This is a genomic window from Halobellus ruber (assembly GCF_014212355.1).
Lineage (GTDB): Archaea > Halobacteriota > Halobacteria > Halobacteriales > Haloferacaceae > Haloquadratum > Haloquadratum rubrum.
This window is the reverse complement of record NZ_JACKXD010000004.1, coordinates 322,351-345,711: the sequence shown is the minus strand read 5'-3', so window position 1 is coordinate 345,711 and position 23,361 is coordinate 322,351. Positions and strand designations below refer to the sequence as shown.

Below are 23,361 nucleotides of genomic sequence, written 5' to 3'. Positions count from 1 at the left end.
TCCGCTGACGCTCCACAAAATCTAATTCGATCCAGTCGCTACCGTCGCTGAGGCGTGTGATTTCGGGCATAGATCACTCAGAAATCAGCACGCCTCACTCTTCACGCTTAACTTAACACGACCGTTACAACCGACAGTACGAATATAGCGGTTGTATGCAGCAGTTGGTCGGCGTTCACTTCGCCTCGCCGACGTTAGCTGGACGTGCGTGCAAGACTGACTGTGACTATTCGAGTGAAATCAAAGGGTTATGTCGTAGCACCAACCATATCCTGTAGGTCCGTGATGGGATCTGTAGATCACTCCCGGGACAGAACTATCAAGATCCAGTGTGACTGCGGCAGGTGGCTTGAAGCAGAGACGGAGATGTATCGAGTGAACTGTGAGTGTGGAAAGGTCTTCGCAGTTACTGTCACGGATATGTGTCGAAAGCAGCCGTATTAACTGAGGTACATAATCCGGTTGTTCTCCGGGCTGGTTGTAGTGGCCGATCTCCTCTGATCGAAAACCGGAGCGCTTTGCGTGAGATGCGCGCCGGGTATGTGCCACTGGCTTCGCTAACTACCCGATCTCCGTCGAGCGCGACTCGGCAAGCCTCCGACCGGAGAGCCTACCGGACCCGAATACTGGGCGCCTCATCGCCGACGAGAACGCTCGCGACGCCGGCGCCGAACGCGCGAGCGGTCTTCTGCGCTCCCATACTCAGCTTCTCGGGCAGGTCCCGATCGGGTTCGAACTCCTCGACGGTGATCTCGTCGACGCCAAGCCGGTCGGCCAGTCGGTCCTCCATCCGTTCGCGTGGGCCGCAGTGATCGACGAGTCCGTTCTCGACGGCCGCCTCACCGGGGTAGATACGGGCCTCGGTGTCGCGGATGAACTGCTCTTCGAGGCCGCGGCCGGCGGCAACCGTTTCGACGAACTGGTCGTACCAGTCGTCGAGCAGCCCCTGGAAGTACGCGACCTCGTCGTCGCTGAGCTCGCGCCACTCCGTCGGGGTGTCCTTGTACTCGCCGGCGACGAACCGCCGGTAGTCCAGTCCAACCTTCTCGGCCAGTTCCGTCCGGCCGAGTTGGCTTCCGACGACGCCGATCGAGCCGACGATCGCGGCCTCGCGGGCGTGGAACTCGTCGGCACCGCAAGCGATCCAGTAGCCGCCGCTTGCCGCCATATCCTCCGCGTACGCGACGGTCGGACCGTCGAAATCGGCCGTGGCCTTCCGGATGTCCTCGCTTGGGACGACTGCACCGCCGGGGGTGTTCAGTGTCACGATCAGCGCCTCGACGGCGGTATCGTCATCGGCCCGCTCGATCCGCTCGACGATGTCGTTGGCGGACGCGCCGCCACCGCTGAAGGGGACCGGGCCGCCGCTGTCGCCGTCGCGCGTGATCACGTCGTCGACCTCGACCTCGGCCACCTCGTAGTCCGGGACCGCGGCCGACGCGAACCGCCTGACCGCTGCCGAGAGTCCGACGAAGACGAGTCCGCCGAGGGTCACCTCGACCGCACCGACGCCGGTAAACAGTGGCACGATCCCGTACAGGACGACTGCAAGTGCCGCCGCGACGACGACGCCGGACAGTACGATGCCGCTACGCTTCAGATCGGTCGTTTCGACCATACACGCGCCTTTGGGTGGATATGGGAGAGTGTTCCGGCCCGCCGAACGGCAGGAGCCGATACGAACACCGCGCTGGATCAGAGGGTGGCTGTGAAGATTTTCCACACCCCGGGGTGTCGGAATCCGTCACGGGACTATAGCCGACAGTATCAGCTCCCCGCCGATACCGATGGTGCGCTGTCGCGGATCCACTCGACCGAGCATCCGTTCCTGTGGCCGACACAAGCGGTGCGGCGGCCGCGAGATCACCGATCTACGATGGGGTGCCGCCGAAACGACCGCCGGCCGCCCTCACTCGGCGTGCTTGAGGATCTGCGGTAGTGCAATCACCTCCAGGGCGGCGATTCCGAACACCAACAGCCGGGCGGTTCCCTCGAACACGAGAACGCCGATGGCGACGGCGACGGCGGCGCTTGGGAGTGCGATCCCGTAGCGAACGAGCGGGCTCTGAAATACCGACATCGTGGATCGGGTAGGGGATAGTGTCACGCCCACGTAGACGTTACGTTGACTGAAACCGCGGTTACACCCACCGAGGGGGCGAGTTCGCCTCTCACCCCAGAAACGCGGGCGAGGCGGTCGGCAGCGAGATCAGCCACAGGCTCACCGCGGTGTAGCCGATCATCACGGCCACGAATGGGTACTGGCTTCGGATCGCCTGCAGCCGGCTGGGGAACAGCCGGTAGGCGGTGGAGTGGGCCACCCAGATCGCCACCAGGTGGCCGCCGAGCACGAACGCGATGTTGAGCGCCGAGATCCACGCCGGCAGCGTGAGCACGACCGGGTTCGCGGGCGCCGACAGCGGCGACGCGAGCGCCGCCGCGAGCGTGGGCGAAAGCGAGACGAAGAAGCCGAAGTAGTGCGCGAGGTGGTAGCCCGCGGCGACGATCAGAAGCGAGGGGGCGAACGCGACCGCGAGCGTCCGGGCCGAGCGCGTGGTGCGGACCCGGCGGGCGGCGACCCGTGCCGCACCGAGAAACGCGAGGTAAAACACGGCGAACCCGCCGAGGAACAGCGTCGCGTAGATCACCAGCGGCGGGAGTCCGGCCGCGGCAACCGCCCGCACCGCCGCGGCGCCCTGCTCGGTCGTGACGAACCCGCTGAAGGTGAGTTCCCACACCAGCGCCACCGCGACCGCGACGTCGTCGAGCCCCGAGGCGAGACGGTCGTCCGCGCTCCCTGACGCGGTGCCGACGTCGCCGTCGGGACCGACCGGCGGAACCAGCCGCATCCCGGGAATCGACAGGGTGAGGCGGCCGCCGTCCCACGACAGCGGCGCGACGCGACCGTAGAACCGGAACGCGGTCGCGATCGGGTCGGCGTTCCGGAACCACGCGTCGCCGCCGACCAGGATTGCCCCGGCGACGGTGACGACCGCGTAGCCGACGACCGCGGTCGCGAGCACCGCCGGCCGCCGGGTCACGCCGGTCGTCGTCTCAACCCACACGAGAAGCAGGATCCCCGCAAGCGCGGGCCACCGCCCCAGGCTGTCGGGGTACGCCACGACCCCGGTCGGGAGCCGGTCGACGGCCCGGAGGGGGTTGACCGCCGGCCACGCGTTGCCGACGAGGTACGACGCCATCGTCAGCCCCGCCCGCCCGCCGGCGAAGAGCACGATCACCGCGAAGTTCACCGTCGAGAGCTGCGGCCCGACGAACCCGCGGTAGACCACGAGCGCGACGAGGGCGGCGCCGAGGACACCCGCGAGAAGACGGCCGGCGCGGCGGAGCCGGTCGCCGCCGATGTCGCGCCGCCACTCGTGGATCGCGGCCACGAACCCGCGGTCGGTGACGAAGCCGGCGAGCAGCGCCGAGGCGCCGATGGCGGCGCCGCCGGTCGCGACGTAGAGCCACCGCGGGACCGAGAGGGGGTCGCCGGCGGCGTCCGAGAGCCCGACGGCGGCGTTGCTCGCGGCGACCCCGCGGGCGAGGAGGGCGACGCCGAGCGCGAACGTGACGACCGCCGCCGCGACGGTCACAACGCGGTCGCGCCACCGCGGCGTCGCGTCACGACGCATAGATCACGTAGAGAAACAGCAACCCGAAGTACAGGACCACGAGGACGCCGAGCGCGCGGATGCGGAACGACCGGATCGCCCGCTCTTCGTCCCGGTAGACCTCGCGGTAGGCGTCCTGTTCTGCGGCGTCGAGCGCGTCCGGGTGTCTGACGCCGCGGTGGAGGACCCGGAGGTCCTCGGAATGGAACGCGCGGCCGCAGTCGCCGCAGACGTACGCGGCGGCTCCGTCGTCAGTTTCGCGTGGGGTCTCGGTCATACAGGGTGGTGTCGTCCGCGTGGAATCGTCCGTCGATGCCGTGCCCGGTGCCCTTCCCCGCCTACGTCCAGGGTACCGATCGCTCCTGGAGTTCGCCCGCGACCGGCCGCTGCATCGCCGCCGCGGGGTCGTCGAGGTGTTCCAGCGCCCACATCAGCTTCACCTTCGCCGTCCCGGGGAGGGTGTCGCCGGCCTCGACGACGCCGGCGTCGAGGAGGTCGCGGCCGGTGTCGTAGACGCGGTCGCAGACGCGGCCCGCCAGACACTGGCTCGTCATCGCGACCACGACGCCGCCGTCGGTCAGTTCCTCGATCACCGGGATCAGGTCGGTGTGGACGTGGCCGAGCCCGGTCCCCTCGATCACGACCCCGTCGAGGTCGGCGTCGCGGAGCATCCCCGCATAGCGGTCGACGTCCAGCCCGGGCGTGAACTTCAGCAGGGCGACGTCGCCGTTCAGCGCCGTCCGGACGTCCAGGTCGGTCGCGCCGCGCTCGGCGTAGCCGCGGCGGAACTCGACGGTCTCGGTGTCGTAATCGACCGTCCCCAGCGGCTCGGCGCCGACGGTCTCGAAGGCGTCCCGCCGGGAGGTGTGGTTCTTTCGAACTCTCGTGCCGCGGTGGAGCGCACACGCGTCGTCGGCGGTCGAGGCGTGCATACAGACCAGCACTTCGGCCGCGTCGGATTTGGCGGCTTCGACGGCACAGACCGCGTTCATCACGTTGTCCGAGGAGGGCCGGTCCGCCGAGCGCTGGCTCCCGGTGAACACGATCGGGACGGGGGTATCGAGCATATACGACAGCGCCGACGCGGTGAACTGCATCGTGTCGGTGCCGTGCATCACCACCACGCCGTCGGCGCCGGCGCGGATCTCCTCGGCGACGGCTTCGGCGAGGTCCTGCCACACGTCGGGCGTCATGTTCTCCGAGAGGATGTTGGTGACGACCCGCCCGCGGTAGTTCGCGCGCCCCGCGAGGTCCGGCACGGCTCGAAGCACGTCCTCGGCGTCGAACTGCGCGGTGACGGCGCCGGTCCGGTAGTCGACGGTCGAGGCGATCGTCCCGCCCGTCGAGATGAGCGAGACCGTGGGGAGGTCCTCGTCGAACTCGATCTCGGAGGCGTCGGATTCCGAGTGTGCGGCTTCGACGTCGTAGACGTCGGATTCGAGGATCTCGACGTCGGCATCCTCGCGTGCGATCCCGACGTTGTACCCGCCGTCGAGCTTGACCACGAGGTGATCCGGCGTCGAGGAGGGCATCAACACGCCCTCGTTTTCGACGCCCGCGCGCTCGATTCTGACGCGGTCTCCGGGGTTCATACCCCGAGCTATCCCCGGCGCGGACTTGAATCCACTCCATTACTGTTGTGAGGGTTGGTCAGTTTCCAGTTGCGTCGTCGTCAGCGTGGCTGTGAGCGCCCCGAAAGCTCCCGGCGTCTCGACTCGATGCGCTCGCTGTGCTCCTCGTCGCTCACTTCGTTCACTCCTGCGGTGTCTACTCACGGGCGCTCCGCGCCCGTTCGTATGAGCCGAGGCGGCGCCGCCGCCTCGCGACTTGCGTCGCGCGTCTTCACCAGACGCTTCGCGTTCTGGTTGGCTGACGAGAGCTGCGCTCTCGTCAACTTCGGCGAGACGCCCGCCCGTTTCAGTCCCGCCCGATGGCTGACTTCCAGCGCACACCACGCACCCGAACACGACCACCGACACAGGCACAAGAGTCACCACTCGCGACGCCTATGTTTCGGTATGCAACGCTCCGACGAACGCGACGCCGACGCCGACGACCCCGCGGCGCTGCTGGACGACATGGACGACGACCTCGGCGGCTCCGCGGGGGGTGACTCCGGCGCTGCGCGCGAGAAGTCGACCTCCGGGAGTCGACTCCGCGGGTTGTTGCCGTCCGGGATCGCCCCCGCCTTCTCGCTCCGGTCGTTTCTCGTGATCCTCCTTGCGTCGCTGGCGGCCGTGATCGCGGGTGGGGCGGTCCCGATCGTCGGCGCCATCGGACGGTTCCTCGGGCTGTTCGCGGTCGCGTTCGCCGCGGGTGTGATCGGCTCCCGCAGTCGGTATCTGGAGGTCGGCCTCGCCGGGGCGGGTGCGGCGGGCGCGGCCTTTCTGTTGGGGACGCTCACCAGCGTCTTCGCGCCGATTGCGGTCCGAATACTCGCGGACTACGGCGTCGCCATCGTCGGGGTCGGAACGGGCGCGGGGCTGCTCGTGTCGATCCTGGGTCACTACTTCGGCCGGGACCTCCGGGACGGGGTCACGCGGGAGGTTTGAGGTCCCGGGTGGGCGGGCCGTGTTTGGTTGCGCGACTGCAAGACTGATCTCGTCGGGTGGGGCTTCGAGGGGTCACGTTTCCGACGATTTCACGCCCACCTGTACAGTACCAGCAGGCGGACGCCGTCGTCTACACGTGCTCGTCGATCGCCGCGGCGATCGCCTCGTAATCGGGGAACGCCGGCCACTCGTCGGCGACCCACGCGTACTGGACCGCCCGGTCGGCGTCGAGCAGGAACACGGCGGGGCGGTGCTCGGTCACGCCTTCCATCCCGTCGAGGTCGTTCCCGACGTCGTACGCCGCGGCGACGCCCGCATCGAGGTCCGAAAAGAGCCGGGCGCCCGCGGCGCGCTCCTCCAGCAAGTCCCTGTGTGCGTACGGCGTGGAGACGGAGACGCCGACGACCTGGACCTCCTCGGCGAACCCGTGGTCGTCGAACGCGTTCCAGATGTAGGTCGTGGGGAACGCGCCGTCCATCGGGTGGAAAACGAGGAGCGTCGGCCCCTCGGCGACGACTTCCGAGAGGGCGGCGTCCTCCCAGTACTCCGGGCCGACGAGCGGCCGGATGAAGTCGGGGGCGACGTCGCCGGGTTCGGGGTGGTCGCTCTCCGGGAGGTCGGTGACCTCGAAGTCGAGGTCCATCAGGCGACCCCCCCGTCGCCGTAGGTCCGCTCCAGATACTCCACGATGTTCGCGGATTCGGACATCGTGACCCCGGTGTTGCCGTCGACGAGCGCGGGGACGCTCCGCTTGCCGGAGATGCGCTTGACGGCGTTCCGTTCGGAGTGCATCGGCTCGACGAACCGGGACTCGTACTCGATGTCGAGGTCGTCGAGCGCCCGAACGACGCGCTCGCAGAACGGACACGCCTGGAGTCGGTACAGCGTGATGCCGTCGTCGGTATCGCTCATACCCGTGGTAGGGCCGAACCACCCCTAAGCGCTTCGGACGCGGAACCGGTCTACGTTGGTGCGATTGGTGTTGACCCGGACTACTCGAAGCAGACCTCGGAAGCCCCTGCGCTCTCGGCGGCTGCGACTCGCTGCGGTCCTCGTCGCTCGCTTCGTCACCGGCGGCGAGCCGCCGGTTTCCAGCGAGACATCCGGTCTCGCACGGCTCGCTCCTGCGGTCCTTGCGTCGTCTCGCTCGCCGAGAGCGCAGCCCCTTCCAGTCCCGCCCGGGATCGTTTCCCGGTCAGCAATCGCTGACGGAAGTCACCCCCGTCGACCCGGCTGGTGAATGCGAGCGTCGTCGTTCTCAGTCCCGTTGTCGCGCGCCCGTTCCAGCTCGCCCGTCGTCCGCAAGCGCCGACAGGTGGATCCCGTCGCCGTCGATCGGGACGCCGGCGTAGGGGTCGGAATCGAGGAGCAGCGACCCGTCGAGGTCGGCGTAATCGAGCAGCGGCGCGAGGTGACACGCCGCCGCGATCGCGGCGTTCGTCTCGATCATACACCCGAGCATCACTTCGAGCCCGTGGGCGCGAGCGGCGTGGAGCAGCCGCTTTGCCGCCCCGGGACCGCCGCATTTCATCAGCTTGATGTTCGCGATGTCCGCCCGGTCGGCCACCGCCGGGACGTCGGAGAGCGTCACGCAGGACTCGTCGGCCGCGATCGGCAGCGCGGACCGCTCGTAGACGTACCGGAGCCCGTCGGGGTTCTCGGCGGGCACGGGCTGTTCGACGAACTCGACGCCGTGGTCGTCGAGGGCATCGATCCGGCGGACCGCCTCCCTCGGCGTCCACGCCTCGTTGGCGTCGACGCGGAGGCGGACCTCGGGGGCGGCCTGCCTGATCGCGGCGACGATCTCCCGATCGCGGTCGGTGCCGAGTTTCACCTTCAGCACGTCGTGGCCCGCCGCGACCGCTTCGGCGGCCTTCTCGCGCATCCGGTCGGTGGCGTCGAGCCCGATCGTGAACGACGTCTTCGGGGTCGCCTCCGGGTCGAGTCCCCACTGTCGGTACAGCGGGACTTCGAGCCGTTTCGCGGCGAGATCGTGGAGGGCGATGTCGACCGCGGCGTGGGCCGCGGGGTTGTCGGCGACTACCGCCTGCCGCTCCCGCTCGATCCGCTGGCCCGCGTGTGGGTCGCCGACGGCCTCGACGACCGACAGCAGTTCGGGAAGCACCGCCTCCACGGTCGCCGCCGTCTCCCCGTAGTGGGGGGAGGGGGCGGCGGCACCGACGCCCGTGGTTCCGTCGTCGTCGGTGATCCGAACCACGACGTTCTCGGCGGTCTCCTGGGTGCCGCGGGCGATGGTGAACGCGTTCGCGAGGGGCATCGACACCCGCTCGAAGGCGGCGTCGAGCATTCGCTACCCGCCCCCGCTGCCGGACGCGCTGCGGCCCTCGGGCTGCTTCTCGCCGCCGAGGATCGCATCGAGGATCGCGTCGGCGTCGAACCGGACGACGTCGGCCGCGGGCGCGCCGAGGTCGTCGGCGAACGACTCGATCGCGGCCCGCGCGTCGCTGTCGTCGTCGATCCCCCGCGTGTTCAGCGCGCCGGCGACGACCTCGCCCTCGTGGACCGGCGCGGCCAGCCGCTCGTAGAGGTCGACGTACTCGGGGACCGGCGGCAGACCGAACGACTCGTAGCCGTGGACCGACTCCCGGCCCGCTTCGTGGCACAACACCAACGAATCGGCCATTGCGCCGTGGAGGATCCCGCAGGTGACCGCCGAGTACGCGGGATGGACGATGCTGCCCTGCCCCTCGACGAACAGGACGTCGTGGTCGTCGCCGATCTCGAGGATCATCTCCTCGACCGCGCCGGCGGTGAAATCCGAGATCACCCGGTCGATCGGGTTTCCCCACCCGGCGATCATGATCCCGGTCTGGCCGGTGGGGATGAAGCCGGCGTCGATGCCGCGCTCCCGGGCCGCCTCCACCAGTTCCAACGAGACCGTCATCTTCCCGACCGAGCAGTCGGTCCCGACCGTCAGCACCACGTCGGCGTCGACGTCGGCGCTCCGTCCCTCCGCGACGCCCAGGTCCGGATCGGGCTTGCGGACGTCCCGGAGGGCGACGCCGTGCTCGTCGGCGAGGGCGGCGAACTCGTCGTCCTCCGAGAGGAAGTAGTGGAGCCCGGCGACCACGTCGCAGCCGCGCTCGATCGCGGTCCGGACGTCCGGGCGCCACGACTCGTCGAAGCCGCCGCCGATGGGCGCGATGCCGACGAGCAGCGTGTCGGCCTCGGGTGCCTCCGCCATCGACGCGACGATCGGCACCTCGGGGAGGTCCGATCGATGCCCGGACGCAACGGTGCCGGCGCGGTCGCGATCGAGGACGGCGACGATCTCGTCGTTGCTATACTTGAGCACGCCGACCGCGGTCTTCGCCCGCTCGGGGAACTTCCCGTGTGCGAGGACGACGACCCGCTCGCCGCCCGCGTCTGCCGTTTCAGCCATACTCGCGGGCAACGACGGCCCGAATCTTAATTGCCGCGGTCACCCACCCGCGACGACCCCGGCGGGCGCGGCCGGCTCACAGAAGCGACAGTCGGACGGCCCAGAAGTCCCGGACCGCACTCCGGAGCGCGTCCGCCGGCTCGCCCGTCGCATCCACGGTCGCGGTCCGATCCGCGAGGTCGGTGAACCGCCCCAGTACGGTCCCCTCGCCCAGCACGACGACGTCGGCGTCGGCCGGGGGCGTCGGGTCGCCGTCGCCGGCTCCCGACTCGCTGGCGTCACTCCCGAGGTGGGCTTCGAGGGCCTCGCGGGCGCGTTGGAGGTGCTCGTCGATCTGCTGGTCGCGCCGGCGCTCGAACCGGGCCTGGGAGAACCCGCCCTTCGAGTGGGAGGCCTGCACGTCGGACTCGATGTCGTCGACCGGGGTCACTGTCTCGCCGTCGTAGACGCCGAGCGCGAAGCGGTCCGACCGCACCAGGGCGACCCACGTCGGATCGACCGGGGCGAACCACGAACGATCGATCCGGAAGCCCCCGCCCCACTCGACGAACGGCGCGGGCGGGGTCGGCGGGGCGAGCGCGGCCGCGATCAGGCCCGCGTCGTCGACGCAGACCAGACACGGGGCCGCCCGCCGGACCAGCGCCGACCGCTCCCCGAGAACGTCGCGGACGGCGTCGGGGACGTCGTCGCGGACCATCGCGGTCAGGGCGCCCTCGGCGTCGGTCGACACCGACGCGAGCCGCGCGAGGACCTCGTCGCGGCGGTCGTCGCGGAGGATCTCGGTCCCGCGGAACGACACCTCGACGTCGTCGGTCCCCGAGAGGCGGTCGATCCGCTCTTCGAGCCCCTCAACCTTGTCCTCCAGCCGGTTGACCTCGGCCTCCGCCTCCTGGCGCTTCCGTGCGGCCTCCGAGCGCCGTTCCTCCTCGGCCTCCGTGCGGCGTTCGAGGTGGCGGTTCTCCTCTTCGAGTTCCTCGATCCGGTCTTTGAGTTCGGCCCGGCCGAGGAGTTGATCGAGCATAGTTCGACGCCCGAACGCGGGGTACTTATACTGTCGGCCGGTGATGTAGGGTCGGTTCCTGTGGACTGCAACTGTCGTCACCGAGGAGAAGCGGCCTTCGGAAGCCCGCGGCCCCTTCCAGTTCCACACCAGCGGTGGATTCTCCGCCGGTCGACACTACACGAGGGTTCGCACCTTCCAATTGCGTAACTCCGGGTCGATAGACGCCGCCCGATTACGTCACCGCGCCGTCGTCGCCGAAGCGGTAGCCGGAGTACTTCAGGAGTTCGGCGGCCCGTTCGGACTTCGCGAGGAGAACGTCGCGCTCGGCCGGGAGGTCCCGGTCGTCGATGTCGTCCGGGACCGCGAGCGTGCCGGACGGCACGTCCTCGTCACCCAGGACGGGGATGTGGCCGGTGTCGAGTTTCATGACGAGCGGCGCGTCGACGCGGAACAGCCCCTCGTCCCCGTAGAGCCGCTCGTTCACGCGCTCGTGGTCCTCGCGCCGGATCGCGGGCACGTCGCGGTCCGACGGCTCGACGTAGAGCCGCCCGAGGTAGTAGCCCGTGGAGAACGTCTCGAACATCCCTGCGAGTGGATCACACGCACACACCCTAATAAGTCTTCCTCGGACGTCGGCTTCGGATCCACGAGAAAAACCGACGGACGGATCCCGTCCCCCCGGCACGAAACCGTGGCCTCGGGCGGCCGACCCGCTCGCCCTGCGCTCACTCGTCGTCGCGGGTGGCGGCGGTCATCGCCCAGACGGCGGTGAGCCCCAGCGCGACCGCCGGGACAAGCGGGAGCACGAGCAGGGAGGCGATGTACGGGATCCCGACCGCCGAGAGGAGCCCGGGCCGGAGGTAGATGATCCCGGGGATCACGAGCGTACAGACCACGAGCACGCCGACGAGCACCCACCCGCGGGAGCCGAACCCCTCCGGCGCGGGCGCCCCCGTCGACCCGGCCGCGGCTCCCGGGGCGTCGCTGTCGGCCGTGGCGTCCGTCCCGCCGGGGCGGTGGACGTAGCCGTCGTCGTCAGAACTCACTGTCGGGGATTACGACCACCTTGCCAAAGCCCTCACGGTCCTCGATCAGTTCGTGGGCCCGCGCGGTCTCGCTCATCGGGAGCCGCTCGCGGATCCGCGGCGCGAAGGTGCCGTCCCAGACGCGTTCTAAGACGCGCTCGGCCTGTTCGGGGGTCGCCATCGTCGAGCCGATCACCGACAGCTGGTTCCAGAAGATCCGCCGGAGGTCGGCGTCGGGGTTGCCGCCGGTGGTCGCGCCGCAGGTGACCAGCCGGCCGCCCTTCCGGAGACACTTCAGCGACCCCTCGTAGGTGGCCTCGCCGACGTGGTCGACGACGACGTCGACGCCGCGGCCGTCGGTCAGGTCGTAGACGGCGTCGGCGAACGACTGCTCCTCGTAGTTGATGCCGTGATCCGCGCCGCACGCGGCCGCGTGGTCGAGTTTCGCGTCCGAGGAGGCGGTGGCGATCACCTCACACCCCGCGTGGGCGGCGATCTGGACCGCCGCGTGGCCGACGCCGCCGGAGGCGCCGTGGACTACGACTCGCTCGCCGGGGTCGACGTCGGCCCGGTCGGTCACCATCCGCCAGGCGGTCCCGAACACCAGGGCGGCCGAGCCGGCGACCTCCCACTCGACGCCCTCGGGAACGGGAACGAGGTTCGACGCCGGGACCGCGGCGTACTCGGCGTGGACCCCCGGCGTGTGCTCGCCGATGATGTGGAACCCCGGGGAGAGCGTCGGGTCGTCGCGCCGGGGGGCGGTGCGGTCGCCACCGTCGCCGGCGACACCCGCCAACAGCGCGACGCGATCGCCTGGCTCGAACCGGCCCACGTCCTCGCCGACGGCCTCCACGATCCCGGCCATATCGCTGCCGGGCGTGTGTGGGAGTTCGAGGTCGATCCCCGGGAGCCCCCGCCGGGTCCACACGTCGAGGTGGTTCAACGCGGCGGCCTTCACGTCCACGAGCGCCTCGTCGCGGCCGGGCTCCGGCATCGGGACCTCGGAGTACTCGATGACGTCGCGGTCGCCGTGTGCGGTGAACTGGACGGCTTTCATACCCCGGTGGTGGCCCGCCGGGTACAAAATAGCGCCCCAAGCCGGCGTTCCGTTCCGGATACGTCACCCGTACGGTTGAAGTGGCTCAACCGACTACCCACTGGTAACGAATGAGCGAGGACTTCTACGACGTCCTCGGCGTCTCCCGGGACGCCACCGAGGACGAGATCGAGCAAGCCTACCGCAAGAAGGCCGCGAAGTACCACCCCGACGTCTCCGACGAGGAGAACGCCGAGGAGCGGTTCAAGAAGATCAAGAAGGCCAAGGAAGTCCTCACCGACGACGAGAAGCGCCGGATGTACGACCAGGTGGGCCACGAGCGCTTCGAGCAGGCCGAGAAGCGCGGCGGGTTCGACAACGGCGGCGCCGGCGGCGGTGGCCGCGGTCAGGGCAACCCCTTCGGCGGGATGGGCGGCGGCGGTGGCCGCGGCCAGGGCAGCCCCTTCGAGGACATCTTCAACCAGTTCTTCGGCGGCGGCCAGGGTCGCGGCGGGGGCCGGAACCGCCCCCGGCAGGGCAGCGACGTCCGCACGCAGGTCACCCTCGACCTCGAGGAGGTTTCCCGCGGGGTCGAAAAGCAGTTCACGCTCACCCGGCCCGAGAAGTGTTCGGAGTGCGGCGGCCGCGGCCACCCAGCCGACGCCGACGTCACGACCTGCCCGCAGTGCAACGGCCAGGGCCAGACCACGACCGTCCGCGACACGCCCCTCGGACGCGTCCAGCAGACCCAGACCTGTCCCCGGTGTGAGGGCGCAGGCGAGACCTACAGCCAGTCGTGTTCGGTCTGCGGCGGCGACGGCGTCACCCGCGAGGAGGCGACGCTGTCGGTCGACATCCCCGCAGGGATCCGCGACGGCCAGACCCTCCGGATGGAGCGGGAGGGCGCTCCGGGCGAGAACGGCGGCCCGAAGGGCGACCTCCTGATCGACGTCGCGGTCCGCGATCACCCCGACTTCGAGCGCGACGGTGACGACCTCTACCACCGCCACCCGATCTCGTTCCCGAAGGCCGTCTTCGGGGCCACCGTCGAGGTTCCGACCGTCACCGGGTCGACCGACCTCGACGTTCCCGCGGGCACCCAGAGCGGCGAGGAGTTCCGGCTCCGCGGCGAGGGGATGCCGCACCTGCGGGGTCGCGGCCACGGCGACCTCTACGTCCAGGTGCAGGTGGTAACGCCCGACAGCCTGAACCAGGAACAGCGTGAAGCCCTGGAGGCGTTCGCGGAGGCCGGAGGTGAAGACGTGGATGTTTCGGAGGGGTTCTTCGAGAAGATCAAGAACAGCTTCTAATCCACCTTTTTTATCGGGGGTCCTCGGCCGCGCTCCGCGCGGCCTCGAACCCCCGCAAAAAATCTGGACCAAAAATTGCCGCGAGGCTCGCGTTCGCTCGCCTCGCGGTACTACTGCTGGACCGCTCTGTCCGTATAGCACCACGGTCGACTCGCACTCTCTCCTATCGGCTGTTCCGTGATAGTACCACTACCGGAGTTCCTCGACGAGTGCTGCAACCGCCTCGTCGACAAGGGCGTCGGTGAGGCATCCCTGCCGGAAACTGATGTCCTCGCGGGCGATCGACTAGACGCCCCACGGAACGATCCGACTCTACTCGGGGGACCCGCCGCAAAGCCAACTCTCCTTGGGGATCTCGATGAGGCCATCCAGCCAAGATCTCGTCGTGAGCGTGACCGCGATGTACTGCTCGCCGTGGAACGGACTCCTTCGTGGTTCGAGAGGACGAGCCAGGGTCGAGCGTCCTCGCCACTTTTGAACGGGTCAGCACCGTAGACGACGTCGCCCCGTTCGAAGAGACCTTCGTTGTCGGTCACTGTTCGTCTTCGACGCTCGGGTGTGGTCTCCGGGGGGCGTGCTCGCGCTACGCCTCCTCGTCCGCGGGACCGAGACGGTCGTTGAACGGTTCAGTCGCCCACTCGTAGCCGCTGTAGCCTTCGAGGCGCTCGGCGTCGTCAGTCATCGCCCAGTACGTTGCTTTGTGTTCGACGAGGTCGCGAGAGGGCGGTACTGACCGCCCCCTCGTCGACGTCGATCCGGGACGCAATCTCACGCGCTTTGAACGCCTGATCCGCGTGGGCCGCGAGGAATCCGAGGACCCGATCCGGCATCGAAAGCTCTGCGAGTTCGTCCTCGCTTGCATTCTCGAAGATGTCTCGGTCGATGGACATCGTTGCGCTGGGATACGGTATGTTTTGTGAAAGAATTGAAAACACCGACTGGGAACTCCGTACATCGATTCACTCGCCGTCGAGCGGACGCTGTCAGTCGTCGTCGGGATCGCCGCCGAGCCCGTCAGCGAGCGCTTCCCCTTGGTCCTTCATCTCGTCGCGAAGCGCTTCGAGGTTTTGATCGGTCATCAATCCGTGATCCCGCGCCGTCTTTCACTCCGGGCCCGTCTCCTCGTCGATCTTCTGGAGCGTGTCGCGGTGCAGCGACAACACCAGATCCGCGAGCACCCCGAACATCAGGAGTTGGACGCCGACGATGATTCCGAACCCCGAAACCACCGCCATCACTTCGTGGGAGATGCCCCGAGTGATCCACTCGATCCCGACGTAGGCGGCGATGACGAGGCCGGAGACCGTCGAGAGCACGCCCAGGCTACCGAAATAGAAGAGCGGATTGTTCGTCTTCGCGCGGCGGTAGAGTTCGAGGAAGATGATCCCGCCGTCGCGGATCGGCCGGAGGTTCGTGTCCGACCCCGAGGGCCGCGGGTGGTAGGTGATCGGGACGACTGCCGTGTCGATGCCGCGCTTGGCACACTCGACGGCCATCTCCGTCTCGATCCCGAACCCGTCCGCCGAAAGGGTCATCCTCAGGAACGACTCGCGGGTGAACGCCCGGTACCCCGAGAGGATGTCGTCGTAGCTCCGCCCGTGGACGAACGCGAACCCCCGATTGATGAGGCGGTTGCCGAACTGGTTGAACCGCGTCATCGCACCCTCCCGGAGGTCCGCGAAGCGGTTGCCGATGACGTGTTCGGCGTCGCCGGCGCGGAGGGGTTCCAACATCGCTTCGGCGTCGTCGACGCTGTAGGTCGCGTCGCCGTCGAGCATCAGGACGTGTTCGCGATCGACGTACTCGCGGATTCCCTCGCGGACGGCCTGGCCCTTGCCCGACCCCGACTGGATGACGACGCGGGCGCCCTCGCTGTCGGCGATCTCGGGGGAGTCGTCGTCGGAGCCGCCGTCAACGACGAGGACGTCGTCGAAGCCCGCCTCGCGGAAGTCGGCGACGACCTGCCCGATGGTCTCGGCCTCGTTGTAGGTGGGCACGAGGACGGTGACGTCGTCGAAAGGAGGCATTGGTTGGACTGCGTCGGGGGCGCATCAAAGTGGTTCCGGAACGACGCCGATACTGTTCAGGTAGGACTGAAGTGGGTGAAAACAGTGCCGAGACGACCTCGGAAGCCCCCGCGCTCCCGACTCGATGGACCCGCTGTCGTTCACAAGACGCTACGGGTCTTTCGTGACGTGGCCAGCACGCTGAGCGTTCCATTCCCGCCCGTCGGTAGCCTCTCGCTCGGGCGACGGTCGTCGCGTCAGCGAAGCTCAGTTCCTGGTCGTCGTCCCGATCGAACACTCCCGTCGCGTCGGAGAACGGACCCGCGGAGACCCGTAGTAGCCCGAATACCTGCGGGAACCGCTCGCGATCCGGGGGTCGGTCACTCAACCGGGTGGCAACGTCGACGGATCCCGTCCGCGTCCGGGCCAGCGTGATCGTTTCGTCGAAGATGACGTCGCTGCTGTACGGTTGTCCGAACTCGCCGTCGTGGATCACAGCCAGTGCCGTCGCGGCAGCCTCGTGTCTCGTTGGCTCCGTGTCGTTCTCGGCGTAGAGGACGTTAGTGTCGACGAGAACCATCGCCCGTGAAGTATCTCGGGGACAAGCCCCGAGGCTTCACCGTTCAGGATTCTGCACCGCACCCGCAGGCGAATTTAGTCCCTCCCGATCCTGTGCAGATGCACTCGGTTGGAATTAACACCCGAACGCTCGATGCGTCCGTGGGAGTCGGTCGCTCCACCACGACCGGATAGTGTCCGTCTCACCGCCACCGGCGGATTTTGAGAGACACCACGGTTCCATAGTTGTCTCATACTGTCGGCTGTAGTCCCGTGACGGGGTTCGACACCCCGGGGTGTCGAACATCTTCACGTAGTTATAGCCAACAGTATCAGTCAGCGTTGGATCAAGCTCGTTAACCCGTCTTTTGGAGTCTCCGACCGTACTCTACCGTACGAAATATGATTTAATTAAAAGTTCGTGTCGGCTTCACCCTCAGGGTCAAGTGGCTCGAGAGACGGAGTCTCTCGTCATCACGGAAATCTTCGATTTCCGTACGACCCCGAGGCACTCGCCTTGCTTATCCGTAGCGAATATCGTCGACGATCGCTTCGTCGTCCTCATCGGTGACGTGCTCGGTGAGGCGTCGCTCCCGTATGTGCTCGCGAATGCCGGCGGCTACGCGACCGCGACGATGACGGTTGCGGATCCGGGCTCGTACGGGGTCGTCTCTGCCGGTGACAATGACGATCTTGACGCAACTGTGGAGATGCCGGCCGAGCCTCCGACGGACCGCGGGAACGTCGGCTGGTACGCCTTCGAACCGGAAGTCTTCGACTCCGTCGAGCGAACTATCGTGGCGTTTGTAAGTCTTCGCTCACTCGATTGCACGACGGCGTGCGATCGGATGTGCAACCAGTTGCAAACGCTACTACAGGGAACACGAGCGTAGGGGAGTTCGAGACCACTGAAACGCTGGAGCGCCCCTTGCCCGCGAGTGAGTTCTTTCGGTTCCGTTTCGACCCTATTCTCCGGCCGAGTACTACAAAGTTGTATCCGACGCCCGAAAGAGACGGAACTACAGAGGGGATCGGCTCCGCAAGCAGGCTACACACGCCGTCTGTAGCGCCAACCGACTGAGGTACTGATTGCACGCCTGCACCCACGAACTGGGAGTCGCTGCAGCCACCGCTCGTGGCCGGCGTTCGAGCGGACGCGTGACCTATCCCCCGTGGCGTGGGTCCGGTGTCGTTTGTGTCTGCTCCCCGCGCTCGTCAGTGGCGCATCGCACCCCCGTCGGTGGGATCTCAGCACGCTTGTCACCGCTCCGGGATCGGCTCCGCAGAGCAACACGCACGGGCAGTCCGTACCTCGAAGCACACGCTGGTCGCGGCGTCCCGCCGGCAACCGCGGTTCTCACGCCCGGGGCCGACGCTGTCAGCCTCGATAGGCGGCGGGCCACACTCACGTCGCGTCCTCTCTCCGTGGCCGATGTGGGTCCCGTAACTGTCCCCGGCGGCGTCCCCCGCGTCCTACACTGGGTGCCGACACGCGGGAATCAGTCCCTGCGGACGATATGGGCGCTGTAGTCGTGGCACCGACGGCGCCTCCAGCGGCCTCCGGCTCTGCCCGAATGGCTGCTCCCGTCCCCCGCCCTGTGTCCGTTCCAGTCCCAGCGCCCCGGCCACTCACACGCCGCGGGGCGTCTCGTCTACTCGCGTCTCGCGGGCACACTCGAAGGTCACCACGTCCGTCACCCCCGGCGTGTCGAGGCGATACTCTCGGGGGTCATATGCTCGCTGTAGGTGCGTGGCACCCGCGGCTCGCCGTCGGGTGGCTCGGAGAGCGCTTCGAGCGCCGCGTGGCCATCACTGCGGGTTTTCATCACCCACCACGCCGCCTCGGGGTCGCAGGCCGCAATCTTACCGAAGTCCGCGGGGATGGCCTCCGCCGATCGTTGTCGTTAGTACTTAGAAAGGCCCTCGACGGGACAATATTCGATGACGACACAGACGGAGGGTATCACTCCCCGGACTCGGAGCCCAGTCGATCGAATGCTGTCGCACGCCGCGACCAGATCGAGTTCATTTCCTGCTTGGTTTCCGAAAAGAGGTCAAACAAGATGTCGTACTGATCTGCGACCCGCTCTCGTGGGTTATACCGGCGGTCGATCGTGACCATCCGTTCGATCGCCGCCGAAAGTGAGGGGTATTCACCCTGCGACATCGCGAGCAGGACGGCCGCACCCTTCGCCGTCGCTTCCGAACTCTCGGGTACAACGATAGTACAGCCGAGGCAGTCGGCAATCAACTGACACCACAACTCCGAACGGGTCCCGCCGCCAGCCAGGGCCGCGGTCGTCGGGTCGGCCGGAAGATGTTCGACGCAGTCACGGATCGCCAGCGAAAGCCCCTCATATACCGCTCGAACTAGGTGTTCGGTCCCGTGGTTGGGTGTCAGCCCGACGAACTGCCCACGGGCGTTCGGATCGATAAACGGTCCTCGCTCCCCACTCGTACTCAGATACGGGTGGTATACCACCCCGTCGCTCCCGACTGGTGCTGTCCGAGCTAGCATCTCAAGCGCTGCGACCTCCTCGCCTCCGATTAGGGTTTCGGCGACCCACTCGAGGCTCGGCGTCCCGGCGTTTGAGCTGATGGCGTACGTCCAAAGCCCTTCGATTCCTAGACTCATCTGGATGCCCGAGGTGTCCGGCTGCGGGCCATCGACAAACACCTGGTGTGTCAGGGACGTACCGAGCGTGATCGAGAGGCCGTCGCTGGTCGCCGCTCCGGTCCCGATGCCCGACGCCGGCACGTCAAAGACCCCTGATACGACTGGGAGTCCGGGATCGAGGCCAGTCTCGGCTGCGGCAGTCGCTGTGACTGCCCCGACCACCTCAGTCGGAGCGACCAGCCGCGGGAGCATCGACTTTGCGTCCGGTAAGTCGACCACCTCGAAGATATCCCGGTCGTAGCGCTCGGTCGCTTTGTTCAAATACGGGATGGTCGCCTCGGTGTGATCCAGCGTCCGTTCGCCCGTCAATCGGAACGTGAGCCAGTCCTTACACGACAGGATGGTGTCGACCCGCTCGTACTGTGTGGGTTCCTCGCGGGCCAACCACGCCAACAGCGGGAGACTCATACCCGGATATGGCTTCGATCCACACTGGCGAACGATCCGGTCCAGACGTCCGTCTGAAGCCCACTCTTCGAGTATCTCAGTAGAACGGCTGTCGGACCACAGGGCAGCATTGCGGACTGGATCACCCGCCTCAGTGATCGCCCACAGTCCATCGCCCTGCCCAGTGACGCCCACGCCGAGCGGCGTTGCCCCGTCGGGAAGAGCGGCAGTCACCTCGCGGAGCGTTGCCACCGTCTGATCCCATATCGCCGACGGATCTTGTTCAACGTGGCCCGGTGTAGGCCTGAGCGTCGTCGTCTCCCGAGTTGCGATCGCCAACTCCGTCCCACTGAGGTCAAACGCCACCGTCTTAATCGAGGATGTACCGGCGTCGACGGCCAACAGGACGCGTGTGTCGGTCATACACTCGGGCGATGGGTGGCAATCAGGTGTGGAGGAAACGTTCGAGGCCGACGAGGCGGTCGGCGACGATGATAGCGACGATGGCGACGACGACGTAGATACTTGAGACTGCGGCAACCTGGGGGCTGATGTTTCCACGGATTGCCCCGTAGATCGCGACCGGGAGGGTCTCGGTGCTGGTCACGGTAATAATGAGGCTGACGATGAACTCGTTGAGCGCGAGCATAAACATCAGCAGCGCGCCCGAGATCACCCCCGGCATCAGCGACGGGAGCGTCACCTTGAAGAAGGTCTGTATCTCCTCGGCGCCGAGACTGCGGGCAGCGTCCTCAAGGGTCGGGTCGAACGCGTTGACACTTGAAGCGACGCTCCAGATCATGAATGGAATATTGATGATCGTCAGCCCAAGCCCCACTGCCCAAAGCTGCCCGATCCAGCCCAGACGGCCGAAGATGATGAGGAAGATGAATCCCGAAACAACGAGCGGGACGGTGAACGGCAGGAGAAGATAGATCTGGATTCCGTCCTCAAAGCGGATGTCGTAGCGGTTCAGCCCGAGCGCTGTCACGATACCGATCGGTATAGAGATAGCAGTACAGAACGTGGCGACGACGACGCTGTTGATGAAAGGACTGACGTACTCCGACTGGTCGAGTAGAGACGCATACCACTTCAATGAGAGCTCCGTCGGTGGGAACGAGATGATCTCGCCCGAGCCAAGCGAGACGACCAATATGATGATCGAGGGGAGAATCAGGAAGACGAGCTCGACGAGTGTGAACGCGGTCAGGTAAGGATGATCGCCGCCGAACCGACGCAGGAGGCTCACGCCTCGTCCACCTCCACACCAAGCGTGCCGGTTCCGTATATTTTGAACACGATCAAGACGAACGATGAGGCGACAGCAACCAAGGCCAGACTCAGAACTGCTGCGAACGGATAGTTCAACGTGCCGAAGACCTGATTGTAGATGAAGTTCGCGACGAAACTTATCGTCCCACCACCGAGCAGGTCGGGGATCGAATAGTTGGCCATACAGATGGTGAACGCGACAATGGTCGCGGCAGTGATGCCTGGCCGTGCCAGCGGTAACACCACGTGGCGGAACGTCTGCCACTGGCTTGCGCCGCAGTTTCTCGCGGCCCGCTCGAGGTCGGGGTCGATGCTTGCAATCGCGGGTGTCAACATCAACACCGCGAAGGGAAGCAGGTACTGCAGGAGACCGACGAACACTGCTACGGGGGTTCCGATGAAGCTCATCGATGGAAGCGAAAGAGCGCTGAGCACCCAACTCAAGAGGCCGTTCTTGCCAAGTATGATCAGCCAGCCGTACGCTCGGATGATGACTCCGGTAAAGAAGGGGACGAACAGCCCGAACAGGAGGAGATACCGAAACAGGGTCCGATCGGTGCGGACAACGAGATACGCGTACGGGATCGCCAGCGCGACACAGCCGACGGTGACCACGGCGGAATACAGTATTGTCCGGAAAAAGACTGTGTAGAACGCCCCGGTGTCGACGAGTTCTTCCCAGTTCCCCAGGGTGTACTCGTAGATGATGATCTCGACGGTATCGTAGGTGAGGACACTGTACCAAGCAAGAAGAACCATCCCGACAGCGAGGAAGCTCACCAGGAGGATTCCAGGGATGATCAGGGCGTACCCGAACCGGTCGGAGATGTCCTCGAAATGAACCGGAACGCGTTCCTTCGCTGCGATGAGTGCGTCGACGACGCGCCACTTGGCGCGGAGGCTTCCGTAGCGGAGCCCCTCTCTGATACTCATCCGTGGATCACACCTGGCGTAATCGCCCGCCACTGGTGCCAAATCCGTTCATCCTCATTGTGATGATCCACAATTGCCTTTCGAGGAATGATAACAGTTATCCCACCAGCCGAGCAGGTGAGTGTCCCGGTCTGCCGACTGAGACGCCCCAACGGGTTATTCCTCGCCGGTCGCCGATTGCTCACGTGACGCATCTCACTCCGGCTATACCACTAATGATCATACATCCGCCTCCCCCGTATGGCGGACGTTTTATATATTAAACGCCGGATCGGCTCGCGACACCACTATGTGGCGGATGGTAATTAATATTGACACCCCCCTGGACCGGGATGCCGGGGTTGACGAGGTGCGCCAAGACGTGGCCGACATCATTGCGCAGGTGCGGACCGAAGGCGACGAAGCCCTTCGGTCGTTCAGCTGGGACTTTGACGGCGTCGCGCTCGACGCGCTCGACGTAACCGACGCCGCGGAGGCGGCTGCAGACCAGATCGATTCAGGGATACCCGAAACGATATTGTCCGCCATTGAGAACGTCCGGAAGTTTCACGAACGCCAAGTCAGGGAGGACTGGGTGGATTCCTTCGGCAACCGGACGATGGGCCGACAGTTCCGCCATATCGAGCGCGTCGGCGCATACGTCCCCGGTGGAAACGCCACGTATCCATCGACAGCGGTGATGACGGTCGTTCCGGCGAAGGTCGCAGGCGTCGAGAAGGTCGCAGTCGTGACGCCGCCAGCCGAGGAACTGAACCGAGTAACTCTTGCGGCGATCCACCTTGCGGGCGCCGACGAGGTATACGTGTCCGGCGGGGCACAGGCCGTGGCGGCTCTCGCGTACGGAACCGAGACAGTCCCGTCCGTCGAGAAGATTGTCGGCCCGGGAAACCGGTGGGTTGCAGCGGCCAAAGCCGAGGTCCGCGGCGATGTGGCGATCGATATGATTGCCGGACCGACGGAGGTACTTGTCGTTGTAGGCGGAAGCGCGGATGCTGAAATCGTCGCCGCAGAGCTCGTTGGGCAGGCCGAGCACGACCCCCACTTCTCCACAGTCGTGGTCACCCCGGACGGATCGCTCGCCGCAGCCGTGACCGAGGCAATCGAACGACAGACCCCGGATCGGGAGCGCTCCGGGATCATCCGCGACGCGCTCCGGAACGACAGCAGCGGCGTGTTCGTCGCCGACTCGATGGACGACGCGACCGACTTCGCCGAGGCGTACGCCGCCGAGCACCTGGTTGTGATGACCGAGGAGCCCGGGGAGACGCTTGAGAACATCGACAGCGCGGGAAGCGTCTTCCTCGGGGAGTACAGCCCGGTCGCAGCGGGCGACTACGCCGCCGGCCCCAACCACGTGCTCCCGACGTCGGGAGCGGCGCGGACGGCTGGAGGACTCTCCGTCGACTCGTTCGTCCGGTCCCGCACTGTCCAGCACCTGGATGAGGCCAGGCTGGCGTCCATCTCGGAGGCGGTCGTTTCGCTGGCCGAACTCGAAGGTCTCGAGGCACACGCCGAGAGTGTCCGCAAGCGATTCGAGTGACCCACCTGTTGGAGGGGCGGAAGTTATGGATCCGGGCGCCAG

Annotated in this window: 22 protein-coding genes and 2 pseudogenes; 4 read left to right on the top strand and 20 right to left on the bottom strand. The window is 66.7% G+C overall.

Translation table 11 applies throughout. The annotated features are described in order from the left end of the window. Positions 1–610: 610 nt before the first annotated feature. The 5 genes from sppA to gatD all read right to left on the bottom strand — a co-directional run bounded on the left by sppA (position 611) and on the right by gatD (position 5,206). Entirely contained in the window at positions 611–1,618 is a 1,008-nt protein-coding gene (sppA, locus tag H5V44_RS13185) for a signal peptide peptidase SppA (protein WP_185193588.1), read from the bottom strand. A gap of 291 nt (positions 1,619–1,909) precedes the next feature. Further along, on the bottom strand, positions 1,910–2,080 hold the full coding sequence (locus H5V44_RS13180; RefSeq protein ID WP_185193587.1) for a hypothetical protein: 171 nt from the start codon (positions 2,078–2,080) through the stop codon (positions 1,910–1,912). 91 nt (positions 2,081–2,171) lie between these two features. After that, positions 2,172–3,635: a hypothetical protein gene (locus tag H5V44_RS13175; protein WP_221625717.1), complete on the bottom strand. Its 1,464-nt coding sequence runs from the start codon at positions 3,633–3,635 to the stop codon at positions 2,172–2,174. After that, positions 3,625–3,891 (bottom strand): DNA-binding protein, encoded by a 267-nt coding sequence (locus H5V44_RS13170; RefSeq protein WP_185193586.1) that lies wholly within the window; start codon positions 3,889–3,891, stop codon positions 3,625–3,627. The genes H5V44_RS13175 and H5V44_RS13170 overlap by 11 nt, the downstream gene beginning before the upstream one ends. 61 nt (positions 3,892–3,952) lie before the next feature. Further along, entirely contained in the window at positions 3,953–5,206 is a 1,254-nt protein-coding gene (gene gatD / locus H5V44_RS13165; RefSeq protein WP_185193585.1) for a Glu-tRNA(Gln) amidotransferase subunit GatD, read from the bottom strand. A 426-nt stretch (positions 5,207–5,632) separates the two neighbouring features. Here gatD and H5V44_RS13160 point away from each other — a divergent pair, with 426 nt between their 5' ends. Then, a complete protein-coding gene (locus H5V44_RS13160; protein WP_185193584.1) occupies positions 5,633–6,166 on the top strand; it encodes a hypothetical protein in 534 nt (177 codons plus the stop codon). Between the two features lie 130 nt (positions 6,167–6,296). On the opposite strand, the gene H5V44_RS13155 is transcribed toward H5V44_RS13160, so the two are convergent. The 8 genes from H5V44_RS13155 to H5V44_RS13120 form a co-directional block, all read right to left on the bottom strand. Then, complete coding sequence (locus H5V44_RS13155) at positions 6,297–6,809, bottom strand: redoxin domain-containing protein (protein ID WP_185193583.1); 513 nt, start codon at positions 6,807–6,809, stop codon at positions 6,297–6,299. After that, entirely contained in the window at positions 6,809–7,078 is a 270-nt protein-coding gene (locus H5V44_RS13150) for a glutaredoxin family protein (RefSeq protein WP_185193582.1), read from the bottom strand. The genes H5V44_RS13155 and H5V44_RS13150 overlap by 1 nt, the downstream gene beginning before the upstream one ends. Positions 7,079–7,424: 346 nt before the next feature. Next, entirely contained in the window at positions 7,425–8,474 is a 1,050-nt protein-coding gene (locus H5V44_RS13145) for a dipeptide epimerase (RefSeq protein ID WP_185193581.1), read from the bottom strand. Between the two features lie 3 nt (positions 8,475–8,477). Beyond that, entirely contained in the window at positions 8,478–9,569 is a 1,092-nt protein-coding gene (locus H5V44_RS13140) for a DUF1611 domain-containing protein (RefSeq protein ID WP_185193580.1), read from the bottom strand. 76 nt (positions 9,570–9,645) lie between these two features. Next, on the bottom strand, positions 9,646–10,590 hold the full coding sequence (locus H5V44_RS13135) for a Vms1/Ankzf1 family peptidyl-tRNA hydrolase (protein ID WP_185193579.1): 945 nt from the start codon (positions 10,588–10,590) through the stop codon (positions 9,646–9,648). Positions 10,591–10,804: 214 nt separating this feature from the next. Then, the gene (locus H5V44_RS13130; RefSeq protein ID WP_185193578.1) at positions 10,805–11,155 is read right to left on the bottom strand and encodes a DUF5802 family protein; all 351 of its coding nucleotides are present in this window, start codon (positions 11,153–11,155) and stop codon (positions 10,805–10,807) included. Between the two features lie 142 nt (positions 11,156–11,297). Continuing rightward, the gene (locus H5V44_RS13125; RefSeq protein ID WP_185193577.1) at positions 11,298–11,618 is read right to left on the bottom strand and encodes a hypothetical protein; all 321 of its coding nucleotides are present in this window, start codon (positions 11,616–11,618) and stop codon (positions 11,298–11,300) included. After that, the gene (locus H5V44_RS13120) at positions 11,608–12,654 is read right to left on the bottom strand and encodes a zinc-binding dehydrogenase (RefSeq protein WP_185193576.1); all 1,047 of its coding nucleotides are present in this window, start codon (positions 12,652–12,654) and stop codon (positions 11,608–11,610) included. Before H5V44_RS13120 ends, H5V44_RS13125 begins: the two co-directional genes overlap by 11 nt. A gap of 110 nt (positions 12,655–12,764) precedes the next feature. Here H5V44_RS13120 and dnaJ point away from each other — a divergent pair, with 110 nt between their 5' ends. Next, on the top strand, positions 12,765–13,943 hold the full coding sequence (gene dnaJ / locus H5V44_RS13115; RefSeq protein WP_185193575.1) for a molecular chaperone DnaJ: 1,179 nt from the start codon (positions 12,765–12,767) through the stop codon (positions 13,941–13,943). 189 nt (positions 13,944–14,132) lie between these two features. On the opposite strand, the pseudogene H5V44_RS17620 reads toward dnaJ, so the two are convergent. From H5V44_RS17620 to aglJ, 3 genes and pseudogenes are all read right to left on the bottom strand, one after another. Continuing rightward, positions 14,133–14,479: pseudogene (locus tag H5V44_RS17620) on the bottom strand (type II toxin-antitoxin system PemK/MazF family toxin). A 47-nt stretch (positions 14,480–14,526) separates the two neighbouring features. Next, positions 14,527–14,833, bottom strand: a pseudogene (locus H5V44_RS13110) (MarR family transcriptional regulator). A 213-nt stretch (positions 14,834–15,046) separates the two neighbouring features. After that, positions 15,047–15,970, bottom strand: a complete 924-nt coding sequence (aglJ, locus tag H5V44_RS13105; RefSeq protein WP_185193574.1) for an S-layer glycoprotein N-glycosyltransferase AglJ — start codon at positions 15,968–15,970, stop codon at positions 15,047–15,049. A gap of 983 nt (positions 15,971–16,953) precedes the next feature. On the opposite strand from aglJ, the gene H5V44_RS13100 reads away from it, so the two are divergent. Further along, complete coding sequence (locus tag H5V44_RS13100) at positions 16,954–17,400, top strand: sugar phosphate nucleotidyltransferase (protein WP_185193573.1); 447 nt, start codon at positions 16,954–16,956, stop codon at positions 17,398–17,400. An 801-nt stretch (positions 17,401–18,201) separates the two neighbouring features. Here H5V44_RS13100 and H5V44_RS17880 read toward each other — a convergent pair. From H5V44_RS17880 to H5V44_RS13085, 4 genes are all read right to left on the bottom strand, one after another. Further along, complete coding sequence (locus H5V44_RS17880) at positions 18,202–18,333, bottom strand: hypothetical protein (RefSeq protein WP_281381267.1); 132 nt, start codon at positions 18,331–18,333, stop codon at positions 18,202–18,204. 137 nt (positions 18,334–18,470) lie between these two features. Continuing rightward, positions 18,471–19,973, bottom strand: coding sequence for an FGGY-family carbohydrate kinase (locus tag H5V44_RS13095; protein WP_221625716.1), 1,503 nt, complete (start codon positions 19,971–19,973; stop codon positions 18,471–18,473). Positions 19,974–20,016: 43 nt separating this feature from the next. Further along, positions 20,017–20,823, bottom strand: a complete 807-nt coding sequence (locus tag H5V44_RS13090) for an ABC transporter permease subunit (protein ID WP_185193572.1) — start codon at positions 20,821–20,823, stop codon at positions 20,017–20,019. Next, a complete protein-coding gene (locus H5V44_RS13085) occupies positions 20,820–21,779 on the bottom strand; it encodes an ABC transporter permease (protein ID WP_185193571.1) in 960 nt (319 codons plus the stop codon). Before H5V44_RS13085 ends, H5V44_RS13090 begins: the two co-directional genes overlap by 4 nt. Before the next feature lie 289 nt (positions 21,780–22,068). Here H5V44_RS13085 and hisD point away from each other — a divergent pair, with 289 nt between their 5' ends. After that, positions 22,069–23,319 carry a histidinol dehydrogenase gene (gene hisD, locus H5V44_RS13080; protein WP_185193570.1) on the top strand — a complete coding sequence of 417 codons (1,251 nt, stop codon included), beginning with the start codon at positions 22,069–22,071 and terminating at the stop codon, positions 23,317–23,319. The last annotated feature ends 42 nt before the right edge of the window (positions 23,320–23,361 follow it).

Excerpts from the sequence above, each read along its gene's own strand:
- H5V44_RS17880 (WP_281381267.1), bottom strand. The coding sequence starts at position 18,333 with ATGAAAACCCGCAGTGATGGCCACGCGGCGCTCGAAGCGCTCTCCGAG.
- sppA (WP_185193588.1), bottom strand. The coding sequence starts at position 1,618 with ATGGTCGAAACGACCGATCTGAAGCGTAGCGGCATCGTACTGTCCGGC.
- H5V44_RS13130 (WP_185193578.1), bottom strand. The coding sequence starts at position 11,155 with ATGTTCGAGACGTTCTCCACGGGCTACTACCTCGGGCGGCTCTACGTC.
- H5V44_RS13135 (WP_185193579.1), bottom strand. The coding sequence starts at position 10,590 with ATGCTCGATCAACTCCTCGGCCGGGCCGAACTCAAAGACCGGATCGAG.
- H5V44_RS13180 (WP_185193587.1), bottom strand. The coding sequence starts at position 2,080 with ATGTCGGTATTTCAGAGCCCGCTCGTTCGCTACGGGATCGCACTCCCA.
- H5V44_RS13120 (WP_185193576.1), bottom strand. The coding sequence starts at position 12,654 with ATGAAAGCCGTCCAGTTCACCGCACACGGCGACCGCGACGTCATCGAG.
- H5V44_RS13160 (WP_185193584.1), top strand. The coding sequence starts at position 5,633 with ATGCAACGCTCCGACGAACGCGACGCCGACGCCGACGACCCCGCGGCG.
- H5V44_RS13145 (WP_185193581.1), bottom strand. The coding sequence starts at position 8,474 with ATGCTCGACGCCGCCTTCGAGCGGGTGTCGATGCCCCTCGCGAACGCG.
- H5V44_RS13140 (WP_185193580.1), bottom strand. The coding sequence starts at position 9,569 with ATGGCTGAAACGGCAGACGCGGGCGGCGAGCGGGTCGTCGTCCTCGCA.
- H5V44_RS13155 (WP_185193583.1), bottom strand. The coding sequence starts at position 6,809 with ATGGACCTCGACTTCGAGGTCACCGACCTCCCGGAGAGCGACCACCCC.
- hisD (WP_185193570.1), top strand. The coding sequence starts at position 22,069 with ATGTGGCGGATGGTAATTAATATTGACACCCCCCTGGACCGGGATGCC.
- H5V44_RS13085 (WP_185193571.1), bottom strand. The coding sequence starts at position 21,779 with ATGAGTATCAGAGAGGGGCTCCGCTACGGAAGCCTCCGCGCCAAGTGG.
- aglJ (WP_185193574.1), bottom strand. The coding sequence starts at position 15,970 with ATGCCTCCTTTCGACGACGTCACCGTCCTCGTGCCCACCTACAACGAG.
- gatD (WP_185193585.1), bottom strand. The coding sequence starts at position 5,206 with ATGAACCCCGGAGACCGCGTCAGAATCGAGCGCGCGGGCGTCGAAAAC.
- H5V44_RS13175 (WP_221625717.1), bottom strand. The coding sequence starts at position 3,635 with ATGCGTCGTGACGCGACGCCGCGGTGGCGCGACCGCGTTGTGACCGTC.
- H5V44_RS13170 (WP_185193586.1), bottom strand. The coding sequence starts at position 3,891 with ATGACCGAGACCCCACGCGAAACTGACGACGGAGCCGCCGCGTACGTC.
- dnaJ (WP_185193575.1), top strand. The coding sequence starts at position 12,765 with ATGAGCGAGGACTTCTACGACGTCCTCGGCGTCTCCCGGGACGCCACC.
- H5V44_RS13150 (WP_185193582.1), bottom strand. The coding sequence starts at position 7,078 with ATGAGCGATACCGACGACGGCATCACGCTGTACCGACTCCAGGCGTGT.